The following is an 18,407-nucleotide window of genomic DNA, read 5'->3' as shown; positions in this document are numbered from 1 at the left end:
CGGGACCCTATCTTGCTGTGGTGAGGAGCAGGCTTTGACTATTCGGCTATTGTTGCAGGCCTTGGCGGTGATGGCGCTGGCTTTTTCCGGGTCGGGGCCAGCAATCGCGGGGCAGGTTGAACCAACCAACGCAGAAACAAGTGGTCGTTATGTGTTTTCCGGCTGGGAAGGACCAGACTTACCGGTGTGGTACCAGCTGCCAGACCTGGTCGCGGCCGATACGCCAGTGGTGTTCGTGATGCACGGCGTGAACCGCGATGCCGATCGCTACCGCGATGAATGGGCGGCGCTGGCCCGTCAGCACGGATTTATCGCGGTGGCGCCCGAGTTTTCCCGTGCCGATTTCCCCGGTTCACGCGGGTATAATACCGGTTATTTTGCCAACACGGATGGCTCGCCGCGGCCACGCGCATTGTGGTCATTTTCCGCAATCGAACCGCTGTTCGACGAGGTGCGACAACGGTTCGGAACGCAGGTGCAGCGTTACACGATCTATGGCCATTCAGCGGGCGCGCAATTTGTCCATCGCTATGTCCTGTTCATGCCCGATGCGCGAATCGAACAGGCCATTGCAGCCAATTCCGGCTGGTACACCATGCCCGATTTTGGCACCGCGTTCCCCTATGGCCTTGCGGCTACTCCGATTGACGAGGCTTCCTTGAAGGCCGCGCTTGGAAAACCGCTTACCGTGCTGTTAGGCACCGCCGATACCGATACCGATGATACAGACCTGCGCAAGACGCCGCAGGCCAACCGTCAAGGCCCGCACCGCTATGCACGCGGGCAGACGTTCTTTGCGAAAGCGCAGAAAACGGCTGCTGCAATGGGGACGACGCTGGGCTGGAGTCTGGAAACCGTGCGCGACATCGGCCACAGCAATGCTGGTATGGCCAAGGCTGCGGCGCAGCGGATCGCTGCGCGGGCAAACAGGGATAAGCAACGATGATGAAGCGGTTGATGACGCAGGCGGCGTTTCTGGCGCTGACAATAGTGCTGCCGGCAGGGTCAGCCACCGCCGAGGTTGCACCGAACGCGCAATTGTCGGCACCATTGCACTCCTATCTGGATAGCCAGTATGATCAGGTGATTGCAGACCTGATCCGCATCACCGAAACCCCCGCTCCGCCGTTCAAGGAGCAGGCGCGCGCGGAATTGTTCGCCGCAATGCTGCGCGATGCCGGGCTGGCCGATGTGACCATTGATGCTGAAGGCAACGTGCTCGCGCTGCGGCCCGGAACCGCAGATGGCCCCGTGTTCGTTGTCTCTGCCCATCTCGACACGGTCTTTCCCGAAGGCACCCCGATCAAGGTGACGCGCGACGGCGATCGCTTGATGGCTCCGGGCATTGGTGACGACAGCCTTGGCCTTGCCTCGATCCTCGCATGGGTGCGCTTGCTGGAGGCAGAGGGTGTCGCGACCAGCCATCCCATCCTGTTCGTGGCCACCGTGGGCGAAGAAGGGCCGGGCGACCTTCGCGGCGTGCGCCATCTGTTTACTAAGGGCGAATATGCGGGCCGCATCGCCGGCTTCCTGTCGATCGACAATGCCGATGCCGGACGTGTGGTCAACGCTGCCGTGGGCTCGCGCCGCTACCGTCTGGCGTTCAAAGGGCCGGGCGGGCACAGCTATGGCGCGTTCGGTATCGTCAACCCGATGGCCGCGATGGCCGAAACCGTCAGCAGGCTTTACGCGATCGACGTGCCATCTGACCCCAAGACGACCTACGCGGCGAGCGTGGTCAGCGGCGGTACGTCAGTCAATACGATCCCCAATGAAATCCTGCTTGAAATCGACATGCGGTCGAGCGATCCGGCAGCACTGGCTAAGCTGGAACAGGCAATGCTGGCCGCAGCCGAAGCGGCAGTGGCGCGTGAGAATGCGGCGCGATCGGTCAATGCTGGCGTCGTTACCCTTACCCCGCAATTGATTGGTGATCGCCCTGCGGGATCGACCGCTGTCGATCACCCACTGGTGCGCGATGCCATCGCTGCCTCACAGGCGGCCGGGTTTACGTCCCGTCTCGATGCGTCGTCTACCGATGCCAATATTCCCATGAGCCTTGGCATCCCTGCGCTGACCATCGGTACCGGGGCTGGTGGCGGGCGGACGCATAGCGTTGACGAATATCTTGAAACCGGGCGCGAACGGTTTGTCACCGGGCTTTCTGTCGGGCTGGGCATTATTCTGGCGCAAACGCAGGCGCGCCCCGGCGACTGATCAGGCCACTTCGATTTTGGCGGCGACTTCTTCAATCGTGCCTGTCACCAGCAAGGGGCTGCCGCCCACCATCCCGACATTGGTCTGGCCGTTTTCGCCTGTGCGCAGCCACGCGATGTTTTGCGCCACGACAAGATAATTGCCGCCACGTGATTCCAGCAGAACGAATTTCATGTGAAGTCTCCCGAGCCGCTGGAGCGATTCCCGGCAGGTCGTCTGCCGGGATAGCGCGACTCGGTTAAGGATACTTATTCAACCGGCAGGAAATCGGGCACCGAGAGATACCGCTCTCCGGTATCATAATTGAAGCCCAGCACGCGGGCACCCGCAGGCAGCTCACCCAGCTTCTTCGCAATTGCCGCCAGCGTCGCGCCAGATGAAATCCCTACCAGCATCCCTTCTTCGCGAGCCGCACGGCGGGCCATTTCCTTTGCCTCTTCAGCGCCGACCTGAATCGCCCCATCAATTGCAGCGGTGTGGAGATTGCCCGGAATGAAGCCCGCGCCGATGCCCTGGATCGGGTGGGGGCCGGGCTGCCCGCCGTTGATGACCGGGGACAGTTCAGGCTCAACCCCGTAAGCCTTGAACCCGGCCCAGTGCTTTTTCAGCTCCTCGGCGCAGCCCGTCAGGTGTCCGCCGGTGCCAACGCCGGTGATCATCACATCAATCGGTGCATCGGCAAAATCAGCGAGGATTTCGTGCGCTGTGGTGCTGGCGTGGATGGCGGGGTTGGCGCTATTGTCGAACTGGCTTGGCATCCATGCGCCGTCGGTCTGATCGACCAGCTCCTGCGCCCGCTCAATCGCGCCTTTCATGCCCTTTTCGCGCGGGGTAAGGTCAAAGCTTGCTCCGTAAGCGAGCATCAATCGCCGCCGTTCGATCGACATCGATTCGGGCATTACCAGTACCAGCCTGTAACCCTTGACTGCGGCCACCATCGCAAGGCCGATACCGGTGTTGCCGCTGGTCGGTTCGACAATCGTGCCGCCGGGCCGCAGCGCGCCGCGTGCTTCGGCATCCTCAACCATCGCCAGCGCGATGCGATCCTTGATCGAACCGCCGGGGTTCGACCTTTCGGATTTTATCCACACTTCGTGATCGGGGAACAGCCGCGCCATGCGGATATGCGGGGTCGCGCCAATGGTCGCAAGGATGCTGTCAGCTTTCATGTCGTTACCTCTCTCTTGAGCGCAGCAGGTTCAAAACTGCGCGCGCGGCGCAGTTCAGGGAAATACCACGCCCATACCAATGTCACGAGTATCGCACCTGCGCCGCCGAATACAACCGCTCCGGTCGCACCCAAGATCGCAGCGGCGACGCCCGATTGCATCTCGCCCAATTCATTGGAGGCAGAAATCGCAAGGCCCGAAATCGCCGAAACCCGCCCGCGCCGGTCATCGGGCGTGAACAATTGCACCAGCGAAGACCGGATGAACACCGACACCATGTCGACCGCCCCCATCACCGCAAGGATTGCCAGCGACAGGATGAAGTTGCGGGAAAAGGCAAAAGCAATAGTGGCCGCGCCGAACGCAGCTACTGCCCACAGCATCTTGATGCCCACTTCGCGCTCCAATGGTCGGAACGACAGCCACAACGCAACACTCGCCGCGCCCAGTGCAGGGGCAGCGCGCATCAGGCCTAATCCTTCCGGCCCGACAAACAGGATGTCGCGCGCGAACACCGGCAACAGCGCGGTTGCGCCAGCCAGCAGCACTGCGAACAGATCGAGCGTGATGCAGCCCAGCAAAAACCGTTCGCGCCACACATAAACCAGTCCTTCGATGATCTGCCGCAGCGGCTTTAACGGCGGGCCTTCGTGCGTGGCGCGAACCGGGCGGACGGTGAGGATCAACACCATCGCCGCCATCAGCATTGCAGCAGACAGCGCGTGAGGCAGCCATTCGGCGCGCGCAAATATCAACCCGCCCACCGCAGGCCCGGCTACGCTGGCGGTCTGCCATGCGATTGATGAGAGTGCGATCGCGCGCGGAAGCATCTGGGAGGGGACAATATTCGGCGCAATCGCGCTCATTGAAGGGCCGACGAATACGCGCGCCGTGCCATGCGCCGCAGCAAGTGCGAACAGGATCGGGATGTTGAGCGCGTCCTGCCAGGTCATCACCGCCAACAGCACTGCAACGCAACCGTCGATCCCATTGGCAAAGGCCGCAACATGGCGGCGATCAAACCGATCAGCCGCCAGACCCGCGACCGGGGTCAGCAAGAACAACGGAATGAACTGCGCGAGGCCTAGTAGCCCAAGCTGGAACGACGCCTCAGCCACGCTCATCCCGTAGTCGGCGCGCGCGGTTTCATAGAGTTGATAACCGAGCAACACGACCATCGACATGGTCGCAAACACCGCGAAGAAGCGGGCGAGCCAATAGCGCCGGTAATCGCCGATCTGCAGCGGTGAGGTTGGTTCGGTCATATCTGCGCCATGGCAGGCGAATATGCGGCTGCCAAGCAGATGAAATCTGTCAGCGGCGAGACTGACCTATCAGGTGTGTCAGCGCGAACGGCGCAGGCGCGGGTTGGGCTGCAACTGATCGATGATCGCAACGAAATCATCGAGCCGGATTATCCGTTCGAACTGAAGCCCCGCGCGGTCATCACGCGTCCACATCACATAGGCTTCGATCCGGCCAACCACGGGGAGGCGAATGATGATGCGGTCGCCGCGCTGCAATTGCCTGACACCATCGACCATAAAGCCGTGCGCGGAAAGGTTACAGACGTGCAAATGCAGATCGCCGTGCACAAAATGCTCGACGATAGCCGGAAAATCGACCGGGTGGCGCGCTGCACGGCGCAGATCGGTAACACTGAGATTAGCTCCACCAGCCACGTCTTGCGATCCTTCCGTCCGCATTGGTCCAGAAGCGAAAGATGCCGCATAAAGGCTGATAATTGGTAAAGAACGTCCGCCAGTCAGTATCAGCAATGCACCAGAGCGTGCCGTTTCCTGCCCAGGCTGATCCTCAACGTCTCACCATCGCCTGGCTGGACGAGGAAGGCTGGATCGGTGATTATCTCGCCGTCCAGCTTGACCGCGCCCTCAGCCAGCTTGCGTTTAGCCTCGCCGTTTGAGGCGGTGAGGCCAAGTTCGGTCAGCAGCGCGGCGATGCGCATCCCGTCGATGCCCACGGCGAGGCTCGGCAGATCCTCTCCTGCGCCGCTTCCGGCAAAAGTCTCACGCGCGGTTGCTTCGGCGCGGGTTGCGGCATCGTCGCCGCGCACCAGCTTCGTCACCTCGTTCGCGAGCACCGCCTTGGCCGCGTTGATCTCCGCGCCTTCAAGCGATTCGAGCCGCGCGATTTCGTCCAGCGGCAAATCGGTGAACAGCCGCAGGAACCGCCCCACATCGCGATCATCGACGTTGCGCCAGTATTGCCAGAAATCGTAGGCCGGAAGCTGATCTTCGTTGAGCCACACCGCGCCCGCCGCCGTCTTGCCCATCTTCGCGCCGTCGGCGGTGGTCAGCAGCGGAGTGGTCAGGCCGAACAGTTCCGTCCCGTCCATTCGCCGGCCGAGTTCGATCCCGTTGACGATATTGCCCCACTGATCGCTGCCGCCCATCTGCAAGCGCGCGCCCATTTCACGCGACAAGTGGCGGAAATCATAGCCTTGCAGGATCATGTAATTGAATTCGAGGAAGGTCATCGGCTGTTCGCGTTCCAACCGCAGCCGCACCGAATCGAAGCTCAGCATCCGATTGATGGTGAAATGCGTGCCCACCTGCTGGAGCAGTTCGATATAGCCCAGCTGACCCAGCCAATCATGGTTGTTGACCATCACCGCGTCGGTCGGCCCGTCACCAAAGGTCAGCAACTTGTCGAACACCGTGAAGATCGAGGCGATATTGGCCTCAATCACCTCATCGGTCAGCATTTTGCGGCTTTCATCGCGCCCCGAAGGATCACCGATCCGCGTCGTGCCACCACCCATCAGCACAATCGGCTTGTGCCCGGCCTGTTGCAGACGGCGCAGCATCATGATCTGCACCAGGCTGCCAATGTGCAAAGACGGTGCCGTGGCGTCAAAACCGATATAGCCCGGCACGACCTGCTTTGCGGCCAGCGCGTCAAGCCCGGTCGCATCGGTCATCTGGTGAATATAGCCGCGTTCGTCCAGCAGGCGCAGCAGGTCGGATTCGTAATTGCTCATGGTCGCGGCGCTTAACAGGGGGGAGGGGCAACGGGAAGTGGCTTGCGAGGGTGGAACCGAAGCGGCAAAGCTGGGCAATGCACACGCTCATGCTCCATCGCACCTGCGACCTCGGCCCGATCCGCGCTGTCACAGCTTCGATAACCGCCACACCGCAGGGGTGCGAGGCGGAGTTCCGGCTCGATGGGCAAGTGCCCGCCATCGTGTTGCCGCGGCCCGCTGCGCCAGAACGCGCTGACAATCTGTGGCGGACCACCTGCTTCGAAATATTCTGGCAGCCGCTGGGCGGGACATATTACCGCGAATTCAACCTCTCACCATCGGGTCGCTGGGCCGCCTATGACTTCGATTCCTTCCGCGAAGGGATGCACGATGCGCCGGTTGATGCGATTGCGCTGGCGTGTTCGCATGATGACAGCGGACTTGTGCTGCGTGCACAGATCGCAGCCGATTTGCCGATCCCTGCGCAAGTTGCGCTCAACGCGGTCGTCGAACATGCTGATGGCGGCAAGCAATATTGGGCGCTCGCTTTCCCGCCCGGCCCGCCCGAATTCCACTCCGAGGCAAACCGAAAGTTGATCATCGCACCTTAAGGCGCAGTGGGCGCGTGACCAATGATACCGTTCATCGGTGCAAATGCCATTGCCTTTGCCGCTTTGCTGCTCCACCCCTTGACGCATGAAGACAGGTATTGACCGGCTGCTGGCCGATCCCGAACTGCTGACGGCGCTCAAGGGCCGCCGCGTCGCGTTGGTAGCCCACCCGGCGAGTGTGACGTCCGATCTTACGCATAGCCTCGATGCGCTGATCGCAGTGGGCGTGAACGTCAACAGCGCGTTTGGCCCGCAGCACGGGTTGAAAGGCGACAAACAGGATAACATGGTCGAAACTGCGGATGCGATGGATCCGCGTTACGGCATCCCGATATTCTCGCTTTATGGCGAAGTGCGCCGCCCGACCGGGCAGATGATGTCGAGCGCCGATGTGTTCCTGTTCGACCTGCAAGACCTCGGCTGCCGGATCTACACCTTCGTCACCACACTGCTGTATTTGCTGGAAGAAGCCGCCAAAGCGGGCAAGGAAGTCTGGGTGCTCGATCGCCCCAACCCGGCCGGACGCCCGGTCGAAGGCACGTTGCTGGTGCCTGGGCAGGAAAGCTTTGTCGGTGCCGCACCAATGCCGATGCGTCACGGATTGACGATGGGTGAAATGGGCCATTGGTTCATCGCCCATTTCGGGCTCGACGTCGCTTACAAGGTGGTGGCGATGGAGGGTTGGCGTCCCGATGCAGATGACGGATGGGGCTGGCCGACGTCACGCTTGTGGATCAACCCTTCGCCCAATGCCGCCAATGTTAACATGGCGCGCTGCTACGCTGGCACCGTGATGCTCGAAGGCACCACGCTGTCAGAAGGCCGCGGCACCACGCGGCCACTGGAGGTGCTGTTCGGCGCGCCCGATGTTGACGCCGGCGCGGTGCTGAGGGAAATGCGCCGCCTCGCGCCCGCGTGGCTGGCAGGCTGCAGCTTGCGCGAATGCTGGTTCGAACCGACCTTCCACAAGCACGCAGGTGTGCTCTGCAATGCATTGATGATTCATGCAGAAGTTGGCTTTTATGATCACTACGCATTCAAGCCCTGGCGCTTACAGGCGCTGGCGTTCAAGGCGATCCGGCGGCTTTATCCGGATTACCCGCTGTGGCGCGAATTCCCTTACGAATACGAACTGAACCGGCTTGCGATCGATGTGATCAATGGCGGGCCTTCGCTGCGTCAGTGGGTTGATGACGCCGCCGCAAAGCCAGATGATCTTGACGTCATGGCGTCCCATGACGAGGCGGCGTGGGTCGCCGAAGTGCGCGAACACCTGCTTTACGCATGAATAAATCTCGCGGCGCCGAAACGCCGTTAGCAAAACAGAATGGCGGCACGACTGCCATCAAGGGAAGGGATTGCAAATGGCGACCACACCGATGAACGTATCGGGTTCCAGATCGGTCAGGGTGACGCTGTGGATACTGTTGATCGTCTATATTTTCAACTTTATCGACCGCCAGATCGTCAATATCCTTGCCGAACCGATCGCCCGCGATCTGGGGCTTAGCGACACCCAGATCGGGTTGATGACCGGGTTGGCCTTTGCGCTGTTTTACACGGTGCTGGGCATCCCGATTGCGCGCTTTGCCGACCGGTCATCCACCAGTCGCCCGGCAGTCATCGCGGTTTCTCTGGCCATATGGTCGGGCATGACCGCGCTGTGCGGGCTGGCGCAGAACTTTTCGCAACTGCTGCTCGCGCGGATCGGGGTGGGCGTGGGGGAGGCGGGTTGCACACCGCCCGCGCATTCGTTGATCAGCGACATCGTGCCGCCGGAAAAGCGCAGTTCGGCGCTCGCCTTCTATTCGCTCGGCATCCCGATCGGCACGCTGATGGGGATGGTGATTGGCGGGATTCTCGCCGATTTCGTTGGTTGGCGAGAGGCATTCCTGATCGTCGGTTTGCCCGGCGTGGCGTTGGCGCTGGTGGTGTGGTTCGTGCTGAAAGACCCGCGCCGCAGTGATGCCCAGATGATCCTGCGTAACCAGAACCAGCCCGCCGCACTGCCGTTGATGGATGCGCTGAGGGTGGTGGTGAGTTCACGGGCGTTCGTGTTGCTGCTATTCGCGGGTTCGGCAGCGTCATTCCTGTCCTATGGCAAGACCACGTGGACCACGATCTTTTTCCAACGTACGCATGATCTGACACCGGGCGAGGTGGGGCTGTGGTTCGGCATCGTCGGCGGGGTAGGGGGCATCGTTGGCACCGTGCTCGGTGGCTATCTGGCTGATCGCTTCGGCGCAAAAAATCGCCGCCATGTGCTTAGCGCGCCCGCAATCGGCATGGCGTTGGCAGTGCCGCTGGCGTTGTTGGCCTATAATTCGCCAAGCTGGCCGATGGCGCTGGTGCTGCTGTTTTTGCCGACGATGTTCAATTCATTCTATTACGGGCCGACCTATTCGGCGGCGCAGGGGCTGGTGCCGATCCGCGCGCGCGCGATTGCGGCGGCGACGCTGTTGTTTTTCCAGAACCTGATCGGGCTGGGGTTGGGGCCGCTGTTCTTCGGAATGTTATCCGACCTGCTTCAGCCAGCCTATGGCACCGAAAGTGTGCGCTATGTGTTGTATGGCGCGGCGTTTCTGGGGCTGGTTCCGGCGTATTTCTTCTGGCGCTGCGGATTGCGGCTGAACGAGGAGCTGGATCAGAAGGATTAGTCGGGCGTGCGCACTGGCTGCACCACCGCCACCAGCACGAAGCTGATCAGCATCAACAGATACCAGCTGCCATATTTGGCGAGGCTGACCATGCGCCATTCGTTTTCCTGCCCCGGATAATTCCAGGCATTGGCGAAGGTGGCGATATTCTCGGCGAACCAGATGAACAGCGCAACGAGGCCGAAGCCGACCAGCAACGGCATCCAGCGATGCTCGCGCCAGTTACGAAAATGGACGCGGGTGCGCCAGAAGATCAACGCCGTGGCGGCAAACAGCCCCCAGCGGATGTCGATGGTGAAGTGGTGGGTGAAGAAATTGATGTAGACTGCTGCCGCCAGCGTCCACGTAATCCAAGCGGGCGGATAGTGACTGAAGCGGAAGTCGAAAATCCGCCACACCCGCGCGATGTAACTGCCGACAGCAGCATACATGAAGCCTGAAAACAGTGGCACGGCGCCGATGTGGAGCACGCTTGCCTCGGGATAAGTCCATGATCCGGCCTGCGTCTTGAACAGCTCCATTACCGTGCCGACGACGTGGAAGATCAGGATCACCCGCGCCTCGCGCCATGTCTCCAGCCGGAAGGCGAGCATCGCGGCTTGAATCGCGATGGCGGCGAGGGTTAGGAAGTCATAGCGGTGGAGAGGGGTGCTTTCGGGGTAGAAAAGGTGCGTCCCCAGCAGCAGCGCCAGCAGCAAGCCGCCAAACAGGCAGGCCCAGCCTTGCTTGAAGCCAAACAGCAGGAATTCATAGAGCCACAGCCGCCAGCCCGTGCCGGGGTCGAAGGCTTCGAGCTTGAGGCGGACCGCCTCGAAGCGGGTGTGGCCAGCTCTCGCCCCCTCTTCAGAGATCATTGGGTTGGCTTTGCCTCACACACCGCTGGTAGCGACCTCCCCGTCAGCACCCGTCGAGCAAGTGACTTGTCATAACCACCCTCATCAAGGTGGATGGCAATGACGGAGGGGAAACGCCGCTCCGTATTGATAACCGCATCGGCGTCTTGCGGGGCATTGCCCTCGTAAATGGTGGCACCGCGTTGCGGATCTGACAGATGGTAGGTCACAAAATCCATCATTCTGTCGAACTTCCGCATCTGCTCATCTTGGTGCAACTCGATGCCGAAACCGATCCCGCAGACTAGGCCGGGGCCAGTGTAAAGAGTGGACTGGACGCCTTCCCTACGCTCAGAATCAGGCACCGGACCTGATGGCGCCATTCTGACATCGCGCTCAGGTCGTGGGCCTGTGCAAGATGCACAAGCCAATGCCGCACCAGCAAGGAAGGTGCGGGCGAACCTCAAGCCCCGTGCTTCCGCGACAGCTCCCGCATCGCGTCGTCCAACCCATCGAGCGTCAGAGGATACATCCGGTCATTGACCAGCTGCTTGATCATCTTGGTCGATTGCGAATAGCCCCATTGCTTTTCCGGCACCGGGTTGAGCCACACGGTCGCGGGGTAAGTGTTGACCACGCGCTGCAGCCACAATGCGCCTGCTTCCTCGTTCATGTGTTCGACACTGCCGCCGGGATGGCTGACTTCATAGGGGCTCATCGCCGCATCGCCCACGAACACGATCTTGTAATCGTGGCCGTATTTGTAGAGCACGTCCCAGGTCTTGGTGCGTTCCTGCCAGCGGCGCTTGTTGTCCTTCCACACGCCTTCATATAGGCAGTTGTGGAAGTAGAAGAATTCAAGGTTCTTGAATTCCGCCGTGGCAGCGCTGAACAGCTCTTCGACCAGCTTGATGAAGGGGTCCATCGACCCGCCGACGTCGAGGAACAGTAGCAGCTTCACCGCATTGCGGCGTTCGGCGCGCATGTGGATGTCGAGCCAGCCCTGCTTGGCCGTGCCCTTGATCGTCGCATCAATATCAAGCTGATCCTGCGCGCCTTCGCGAGCGAAACGGCGCAATCGCCGGAGCGCCATCTTGATGTTGCGGGTGCCGAGTTCCTTGGTGTTGTCGAGGTTCTTGAACTCGCGTTTTTCCCAGACCTTGATCGCGCGCTTGTGCTTGCTCTCCCCGCCAATCCGCACGCCTTCGGGGTTGTATCCCGAATTGCCGAACGGCGAAGTGCCGCCAGTGCCGACCCATTTGTTGCCGCCCTGATGGCGCTTTTCCTGTTCTTCGAGCCGCTTTTTCAGCGTCTCCATGATCTCGTCCCAGTCGCCGAGCGATTTGATCGCTTCCATTTCCTCGGGCGTCAGGAACTTTTCGGCGACCGCTTTCAGCCAGTCTTCAGGGATATCGACCGGGTTCTGGCCGTAATCGGACATGATCCCCTTGAACACCTTGTGGAACACCTGATCGAACCGGTCGAGCAGGCCTTCATCCTTCACGAAGGTGGCGCGGGAGAGATAATAGAACGCCTCGGGCGTTTGATCGATCACGTCCTTGTCGAGCGCCTCCAGCAAGGTGAGGTGCTCTTTGAAACTGGCACCAATGCCGGCGGCCCGAAGCTCGTCGATGAAATTGAAAAACATGGGTGCGTGCTTAACCCGCGTCAGCGAACCTGACCAGTCCCCATTCTTGTGCAGCCTGCGCGCGGCGATTTAACACTTCGCTTACCATCATCGGTTACGTCTGCGCACACACAACAGGGGCCGCGCAGCCATGCAACAATTCGCCATCGACACCGCCAATGCTCACGCACTCGGCATGATCCCCGAAAGTTGCGGGGCGGTAACTGTCGGTTGCACCGATGTGGCGGGCGTGGTCGAGGCGGTGATCGCTTCGTCCAAGGCGCTACGCAGCGAACACGAGGCGCTGCGCGAAACCGTTCTCGCGCTGGAGGCTGACCAGTCGAAGGTCGCCGAAGCGAGCGATGAGGCCCGCCTATTGTCAGAACGCGCGATTGAACGCCTGTCGGAAGGCACCGCGCTGATCCAGTCGTCGCTCGGCCAGATCGCCGGGCTGATCGAGTTGGTCGACACGCTCGGCCAGCACGTCACCAGCTTTTCCGCCGCAATGGAGCAGGTGCGCCGCAGCGCGCAGGATATCGACAATATCGCCGAAACGACCAACATTCTTGCATTGAACGCCACTATCGAAGCGATGCGCGCAGGCGATGCGGGGCGCACCTTTGCGGTGGTGGCGGCCGAGGTCAAAAGCCTCGCCAATGATACCCGCAAGGCGACCGAGGAAATCGCCCAGACGATTGATGCGTTGGGCGGCGAGGCCGAAGTGGTGATCACCCGGATCGAGGCAGGGGCCAAGGCCAGCGGCGAAGCCCGCGCCTCGGTCGCACGGATCGAAAGCAGTCTCTCCAATGTGAGCGCTCTGGTGGAAGAGGTCGACAAGCAGAACGATGTCATCGCCCGGTCAACCGGCACGATCAGCAGCCATGTCGACAAGGTGCAGCGCGTGCTCACCAGCTATGACGCCGCCTCGCGCAGCAACGAAGAACGGCTGCACGGCGCGCACCGCAAGATGGAAGAGCTGGAAATCACCGCCAGCGAAATGTTTGATCGGATCGTTCAGGCAGGCCTCAGCCCTGAAGACAGTGCGATGGTTAGCCAGGCGCAGGAATTTGCCACCGCCGTCGCCGCCCATACCGAAGCGGCGCTGGCATCGGGCGCGCTCGACATGGGGTCACTGTTCGATACGGACTATGTGCCGGTGCCGAACACCAATCCGCAATTGTTCCGCACCCGGCTGACCGATTGGGCGCACGCGGAATGGCGCCCGTTCCTCGACCGCACCAAGGCGGGCGACGCGCGCATTTTGGCGGCGGCCTGCACCGATCTGAACGGATACCTGCCGACCCACCTCACCGAACGTTCACGCAAGCCAACCGGTGATCTGGCGCACGACACCAAATATTGCCGTAACGGGCGTTTGATGTTCGATACGATCGACCGCAAGGCCAAGGCCAGCACTGCGCCCTATATGATGGCGGTGTATCGTCAGGAAGGCGACGGCAACAATTACGTGGTGGTGCGCAACGTCTATGTCCCGCTGGTAATAGGTGGGCGGCGATGGGGTGATGTCGAACTGGCTTACAGTTTCGATTGATGGCTACAAAAAGCCGATGTTTCACGTGAAACATCGGCCTTAAGTCCTTCAAAAAGAGCCTAGCGGGGGTCTAGAGCGACCTAGGCGGGGCCTAAATCCCCCTAAGAAGTCACCCTTAGCTGGGATTGCGCCGCGCCATGAACGCGAGCCGTTCAAACAGCATGATGTCCTGTTCGTTCTTGAGCAGCGCACCATGCAGCGGCGGAATGGCGCTGTTGGGGTTGGCGTTCTGCAACACTTCCAGCGGCATATCCTCGTTCAGCAGCAGCTTGAGCCAGTCGAGCAATTCGCTGGTCGAAGGCTTCTTCTTCAGGCCCGGCACGTCGCGCAGATCGTAGAAGATATCCATCGCCTTTTTGACCAAGGATTTCTGAATATCAGGATAGTGGACGTTGATGATGTCCTGCATCGTGTCGCGGTCGGGGAACTTGATATAGTGGAAAAAACAGCGGCGCAGGAACGCGTCGGGCAGTTCCTTTTCATTGTTCGAAGTAATGACCACGATCGGGCGTTCTTTCGCCTCGATCCGCTCCTGCGTTTCGTAAACGTCGAAGCTCATCCGGTCCAGTTCCTGCAACAGGTCGTTCGGAAATTCGATATCGGCCTTGTCGATTTCATCGATCAGCAGCACCGGCAGTTGCGGGGCGGTGAAGGCTTCCCACAGCTTGCCCTTCTTGATGTAGTTGCGGATATCGTGGACGCGTTCTTCGCCCAATTGGCCATCACGCAGGCGGGCCACCGCATCATATTCATACAGGCCCTGCTGCGCTTTGGTGCTGGATTTGATGTTCCATTCGATCAGCGGGGCATTCAGCGCCTTGGAAATTTCATACGCCAGCACGGTTTTGCCAGTGCCGGGTTCACCCTTGATCAACAACGGGCGGCGCAGCATCACCGCGGCATTCACCGCAACCTTGAGGTCTTCGGTGGCGATATAGGATTTCGTGCCTTCAAAACGTTGCGGGCTATTGGGCTGCTGGCTCATGGATTTTCCTTTGCACTTTCCGTTCGCGTTAAGTGGCTGCGCCACCTTGTGCAAGGGTGACGCAGCGGAACCCGAACAATTGACGGGGCGCGTGCCACGGCTCGCTGAAACTTTTGTGCCTGCACAGCGAATAACCCGTTAGACTGCCGCGCAAGGAGACTGCCGATGCCGACCGAGAACCTCAAGATCACGACCGCGAAAGGGCACACGCTTGCCGCTGCGCTTGAATTGCCCACTGGGCTGGTGCGCGGGGCGGCGTTGTTTGCGCATTGTTTTACTTGCACCAAGCAATCCAAGGCGGCGACTGCCGTCACCCGCGCGTTGGCGCGTGAAGGGATCGCCGCGCTGCGCGTCGACTTTACCGGTTTGGGGGCCAGCGAAGGTGATTTCGGCAGCGCCGGCTTTGCCAGTGATGTCGAAGATCTGGTTGCCTCGGTCGATTATATGATCGCTCAGTTCGATTGCCCGATCCTGCTGGTTGGCCATAGCCTCGGCGGGGCAGCGGTGCTGGCTGCGGCGAGCATCCTTGGCCGCGAAAAGGTTGCTGCGGTGGCAACCATCGGCGCGCCTAGCGACGTTCCCCATGTGCTTCACAACATAAAGGGCGATCTGGCAGAGATCGAGCGCGTGGGTGAGGGCAAGGTCACCATTGGCGGTCGGTCGTTCGTGCTGAGCGCGGAGTTTCTCACCAAGACCCGCGACGTTGAACTGCTCGACCAGATGACCAAGCTGCGCGTCCCGCTGATGATCATGCATTCGCCAACCGATACGATTGTCGGGGTGGAGCACGCGGGCAAATTGTTTGACGCGGCCAAACATCCCAAAAGCTTTGTCAGTCTGGCCGGCGCCGATCATCTGCTGACCAATGATGATGATGCAAATTTCGCTGCGCAAATGATCGCCGCCTGGGCGGTGCGTTATCTGGCGAACAAGGATATGTCACCAAAGCCGGAATCGGGCGTGGTGGTGCAGACCGGAAACGGTAAATTCGGCACCGAAGTTTTCACCTCACGTCACCGCTTTGTCGCGGATGAACCGGCGAGTGCGGGTGGGAATGATACTGGCCCAACCCCGTATGACCTGCTGTTGGCGGCGCTGGGCACCTGCACCGCGATGACGATGAAGATGTATGCCGATCGCAAGCAATGGCCGTTTGAAGGTGCGCGCATTGCGCTGACCCATGATCGCGATCACGCTAAGGATTGCGACCACTGTTCGGATAATGAGGTTTCAGCCAACGTGCAATCGCTCAATCGCAAGATCGAGCTTTTGGGTGATGAACTGACCGCAGAACAGCGCGCGAAAATCATCGAAATCGCGGACAAGTGCCCTGTCCACCGCACGCTGGAGGGGCATCTGCACATTCACACCGAAGCGGTCGAGCATATGTGATCGCAATGCGCGGTGCGATCACAGCCTGCTGGCGGCACCAAGGCAAACAAACGCAAGTTGCGCCGCCAGCATCGCGATTGTGGCGACCTTCCAGCCCGTGCCGGCAGCTTTCATCCCGCGATCCCACGTCCACATTCCGAGCATCCCGGTAATCAGCGCCGCAAGGCCGATCACGATCCAGCCCGATTGATTTTGCAGCACCACAAACAGCGCGAACAGCGTCGTCATCTGGATGAGAAACGCCGCCGCAAACCAGACAATCGGGATCGGGCGATAGGATGCATCGGGGATGATCGAATCCGGCAGCGCGCTGTCGGGGCGAGACACCCGGCGGTCGCCAGCCATGATGTCTTCCTCACGCGGGTCGGGATATTTGCGATCAGGCATCGATCGACGCGCGGTCAATCTCGCCTGCGCGGTTCTGGATGAAGTTGAAGCGGTGTTCGGGGTTGCGGCCCATCAGTTCATCGACCAACCGCGCCACGCCTGCGCGCTGTTCAAACTCCTGCGGCAGCGTGATGCGGATCAACCCGCGCGTTTCGGGGGCCATCGTGGTTTCGCGCAATTGCTGCGGGTTCATCTCGCCAAGGCCTTTGAAGCGCCCCACTTCAACCTTTTTGCCCTTGAACACGGTCGCCTCCAATTCGGCGCGGTGTGCATCGTCGCGGGCGTAGCGGCTCTCTTTGCCCGCGGTCAGCCGGTAAAGCGGCGGCTGGGCGAGATACAGATGCCCCTTGCGGACGATATCGGGCATTTCCTGAAAGAAGAACGTCATCAGCAACGTGGCGATATGCGCGCCGTCAACGTCGGCATCGGTCATGATGATGATGCGGTCGTAGCGCAGCTGATCGGCGTCGCAATCCTTGCGGGTGCCGCAGCCGAGCGCGAGCGCAAGGTCGGCGATTTCGGAATTGGCGCGGATCTTGTCAGCGGTGGCCGATGCGACGTTGAGGATTTTGCCCCGGATCGGCAGGATCGCCTGAGACTTGCGGTCGCGCGCCTGTTTGGCGCTGCCGCCCGCAGAATCGCCTTCGACGATGAACAGTTCCGTTTCACGCCCGCCTTCACCGCTGCAATCGGTCAGCTTGCCCGGCAGGCGCAGTTTCTTGGCATTGGTCGCAGTCTTGCGCTTGATTTCGCGTTCCTGCTTGCGCTTGAGCCGTTCATCCATCCGCTCCATCACCTCACCCAGCAACGCCTTGCCGCGCTCCATATTATCGGTGAGGAAGTGGTCGAAATGATCGCGCACCGCGTTTTCGACAAGGCGCGCTGCTTCGGGTGACGTCAGGCGGTCTTTGGTCTGTGACTGGAATTGCGGGTCGCGAATGAAGACGCTGAGCATCACCTCGGCGCCGGTCATGACATCATCGGCGGTAATATCTTTCGCCTTCTTGGCGCCGACCAATTCGCCAAACGCGCGCAGTCCCCGCGTCAGCGCCGTGCGCAGGCCCTGTTCATGGGTGCCGCCATCGGGGGTGGGCACGGTGTTGCAATACCAGCTGGTCGACCCATCGGAATAAAGCGGCCAGGCAATCGCCCATTCGACCCGGCCTTGCGCCTCGCCGCCGATTTCCGCGAAATCCTGCTTGCCGGTAAAGGGCTGCGCGGTGACACATTCGCGCCCGCCCACCTGTTCGGCCAAGTGATCGGCCAACCCGCCGGGAAACTTGAAGGTTGCCTCTGCCGGGACATCGTCGCTGGCGAGGCTGGCGGCGCATTTCCAGCGGATTTCAACGCCCGCGAACAGGTAGGCTTTCGACCGCGCCAGCTTGAACAATCGCTTGGCGTTGAACTTGCGTTCACCGAAGATTTCCGGGTCAGGGACGAACGTCACCGTGGTGCCGCGCCGGTTGGGGGTCGGGCCAAGATTTTGCAAAGCGCCTTGTGTGATCCCGCGCGAAAACTCTTGCGCATAAAGCTGCTTGTCGCGCGCTACTTCGACCCGGGCATGCACCGAAAGCGCATTGACCACGCTGACCCCGACACCGTGCAGGCCGCCGCTGGTGGCATAGGCCTTGCCTGAAAACTTGCCGCCCGAATGGAGCGTGGACATGATCACTTCCAGCGTCGATTTGCCCGGAAACTTGGGGTGTTCATCAACCGGAATGCCGCGCCCATTATCCGCGACGCTCAGGCGATTGCCTTCATCAAGCCGCATCTCGATCCGCGTGGCATGGCCTGCCACAGCCTCGTCCATCGCGTTGTCGAGCACTTCGGCGGCAAGGTGGTGGAACGCGCGTTCATCGGTTCCGCCGATATACATGCCGGGGCGGCGGCGAACCGGCTCAAGCCCTTCGAGAACCTCGATGGCAGAGGCATTGTAATCGCCGCTGGAGGTGGGGGTATTGGCGAACAGATCGTCTGGGGTGGTATCGGACATA

18 protein-coding genes are annotated in these 18,407 nt (G+C 60.8%); 7 read left to right on the top strand and 11 right to left on the bottom strand.

The window, feature by feature from the left end:
* Positions 1-34 precede the first annotated feature (34 nt).
* Both ACSSV3_RS12835 and ACSSV3_RS12830 read left to right on the top strand, forming a co-directional pair.
* Entirely contained in the window at positions 35-946 is a 912-nt protein-coding gene (locus tag ACSSV3_RS12835; protein WP_354326442.1) for a hypothetical protein, read from the top strand.
* Positions 943-2,217 carry a M20/M25/M40 family metallo-hydrolase gene (locus ACSSV3_RS12830; RefSeq protein WP_354326440.1) on the top strand — a complete coding sequence of 425 codons (1,275 nt, stop codon included), beginning with the start codon at positions 943-945 and terminating at the stop codon, positions 2,215-2,217. Before ACSSV3_RS12835 ends, ACSSV3_RS12830 begins: the two co-directional genes overlap by 4 nt.
* Here the strand turns inward: ACSSV3_RS12830 and ACSSV3_RS12825 are convergent, their stop codons facing one another.
* The 5 genes from ACSSV3_RS12825 to tyrS form a co-directional block, all read right to left on the bottom strand.
* The gene (locus ACSSV3_RS12825) at positions 2,218-2,391 is read right to left on the bottom strand and encodes a hypothetical protein (RefSeq protein WP_354326439.1); all 174 of its coding nucleotides are present in this window, start codon (positions 2,389-2,391) and stop codon (positions 2,218-2,220) included. It abuts the gene before it with no gap.
* A 74-nt stretch (positions 2,392-2,465) separates the two neighbouring features.
* On the bottom strand, positions 2,466-3,386 hold the full coding sequence (gene cysK / locus ACSSV3_RS12820; RefSeq protein ID WP_354326437.1) for a cysteine synthase A: 921 nt from the start codon (positions 3,384-3,386) through the stop codon (positions 2,466-2,468).
* On the bottom strand, positions 3,383-4,651 hold the full coding sequence (locus tag ACSSV3_RS12815) for an MFS transporter (RefSeq protein ID WP_354326435.1): 1,269 nt from the start codon (positions 4,649-4,651) through the stop codon (positions 3,383-3,385). Before ACSSV3_RS12815 ends, cysK begins: the two co-directional genes overlap by 4 nt.
* A 78-nt stretch (positions 4,652-4,729) precedes the next feature.
* The gene (locus ACSSV3_RS12810) at positions 4,730-5,068 is read right to left on the bottom strand and encodes a PilZ domain-containing protein (protein WP_354326433.1); all 339 of its coding nucleotides are present in this window, start codon (positions 5,066-5,068) and stop codon (positions 4,730-4,732) included.
* An 89-nt stretch (positions 5,069-5,157) separates the two neighbouring features.
* On the bottom strand, positions 5,158-6,387 hold the full coding sequence (gene tyrS, locus ACSSV3_RS12805) for a tyrosine--tRNA ligase (protein WP_354326431.1): 1,230 nt from the start codon (positions 6,385-6,387) through the stop codon (positions 5,158-5,160).
* 77 nt (positions 6,388-6,464) lie between these two features.
* On the opposite strand from tyrS, the gene ACSSV3_RS12800 reads away from it, so the two are divergent.
* From ACSSV3_RS12800 to ACSSV3_RS12790, 3 genes are all read left to right on the top strand, one after another.
* Entirely contained in the window at positions 6,465-6,980 is a 516-nt protein-coding gene (locus ACSSV3_RS12800) for a DOMON domain-containing protein (protein ID WP_354326429.1), read from the top strand.
* 85 nt (positions 6,981-7,065) lie between these two features.
* Complete coding sequence (locus ACSSV3_RS12795; RefSeq protein ID WP_354326427.1) at positions 7,066-8,268, top strand: exo-beta-N-acetylmuramidase NamZ family protein; 1,203 nt, start codon at positions 7,066-7,068, stop codon at positions 8,266-8,268.
* A 76-nt stretch (positions 8,269-8,344) separates the two neighbouring features.
* A complete protein-coding gene (locus tag ACSSV3_RS12790) occupies positions 8,345-9,637 on the top strand; it encodes a spinster family MFS transporter (protein ID WP_354326426.1) in 1,293 nt (430 codons plus the stop codon).
* On the opposite strand, the gene ACSSV3_RS12785 is transcribed toward ACSSV3_RS12790, so the two are convergent.
* The 3 genes from ACSSV3_RS12785 to ACSSV3_RS12775 form a co-directional block, all read right to left on the bottom strand.
* Positions 9,634-10,491: a DUF817 domain-containing protein gene (locus ACSSV3_RS12785; protein ID WP_354326424.1), complete on the bottom strand. Its 858-nt coding sequence runs from the start codon at positions 10,489-10,491 to the stop codon at positions 9,634-9,636. The two genes, ACSSV3_RS12790 and ACSSV3_RS12785, sit on opposite strands and share 4 nt — an antisense overlap.
* A complete protein-coding gene (locus tag ACSSV3_RS12780) occupies positions 10,488-10,712 on the bottom strand; it encodes a hypothetical protein (RefSeq protein ID WP_354326422.1) in 225 nt (74 codons plus the stop codon). The genes ACSSV3_RS12785 and ACSSV3_RS12780 overlap by 4 nt, the downstream gene beginning before the upstream one ends.
* Positions 10,713-10,933: 221 nt before the next feature.
* On the bottom strand, positions 10,934-12,118 hold the full coding sequence (locus ACSSV3_RS12775) for a vWA domain-containing protein (RefSeq protein WP_354326420.1): 1,185 nt from the start codon (positions 12,116-12,118) through the stop codon (positions 10,934-10,936).
* Positions 12,119-12,248: 130 nt separating this feature from the next.
* Between ACSSV3_RS12775 and ACSSV3_RS12770 the strand changes: the two genes are divergently transcribed.
* A complete protein-coding gene (locus ACSSV3_RS12770; protein WP_354326418.1) occupies positions 12,249-13,649 on the top strand; it encodes a methyl-accepting chemotaxis protein in 1,401 nt (466 codons plus the stop codon).
* Positions 13,650-13,764: 115 nt separating this feature from the next.
* Here ACSSV3_RS12770 and ACSSV3_RS12765 read toward each other — a convergent pair whose 3' ends face one another.
* On the bottom strand, positions 13,765-14,634 hold the full coding sequence (locus ACSSV3_RS12765; protein WP_354326417.1) for an AAA family ATPase: 870 nt from the start codon (positions 14,632-14,634) through the stop codon (positions 13,765-13,767).
* A 165-nt stretch (positions 14,635-14,799) separates the two neighbouring features.
* Between ACSSV3_RS12765 and ACSSV3_RS12760 the strand changes: the two genes are divergently transcribed.
* Entirely contained in the window at positions 14,800-16,026 is a 1,227-nt protein-coding gene (locus ACSSV3_RS12760) for a bifunctional alpha/beta hydrolase/OsmC family protein (protein WP_354326415.1), read from the top strand.
* A gap of 18 nt (positions 16,027-16,044) precedes the next feature.
* Here the strand turns inward: ACSSV3_RS12760 and ACSSV3_RS12755 are convergent, their stop codons facing one another.
* Together ACSSV3_RS12755 and parE are read right to left on the bottom strand one after the other, a co-directional pair.
* Entirely contained in the window at positions 16,045-16,413 is a 369-nt protein-coding gene (locus tag ACSSV3_RS12755) for a hypothetical protein (protein WP_354326413.1), read from the bottom strand.
* Positions 16,406-18,406, bottom strand: coding sequence for a DNA topoisomerase IV subunit B (gene parE, locus ACSSV3_RS12750; RefSeq protein ID WP_354326411.1), 2,001 nt, complete (start codon positions 18,404-18,406; stop codon positions 16,406-16,408). The genes ACSSV3_RS12755 and parE overlap by 8 nt, the downstream gene beginning before the upstream one ends.
* Position 18,407: the final 1 nt, after the last annotated feature.

Source organism: Porphyrobacter sp. MBR-49 (assembly GCF_053628655.1).
This window is presented reverse-complemented; position numbering and strand designations above follow the sequence as displayed.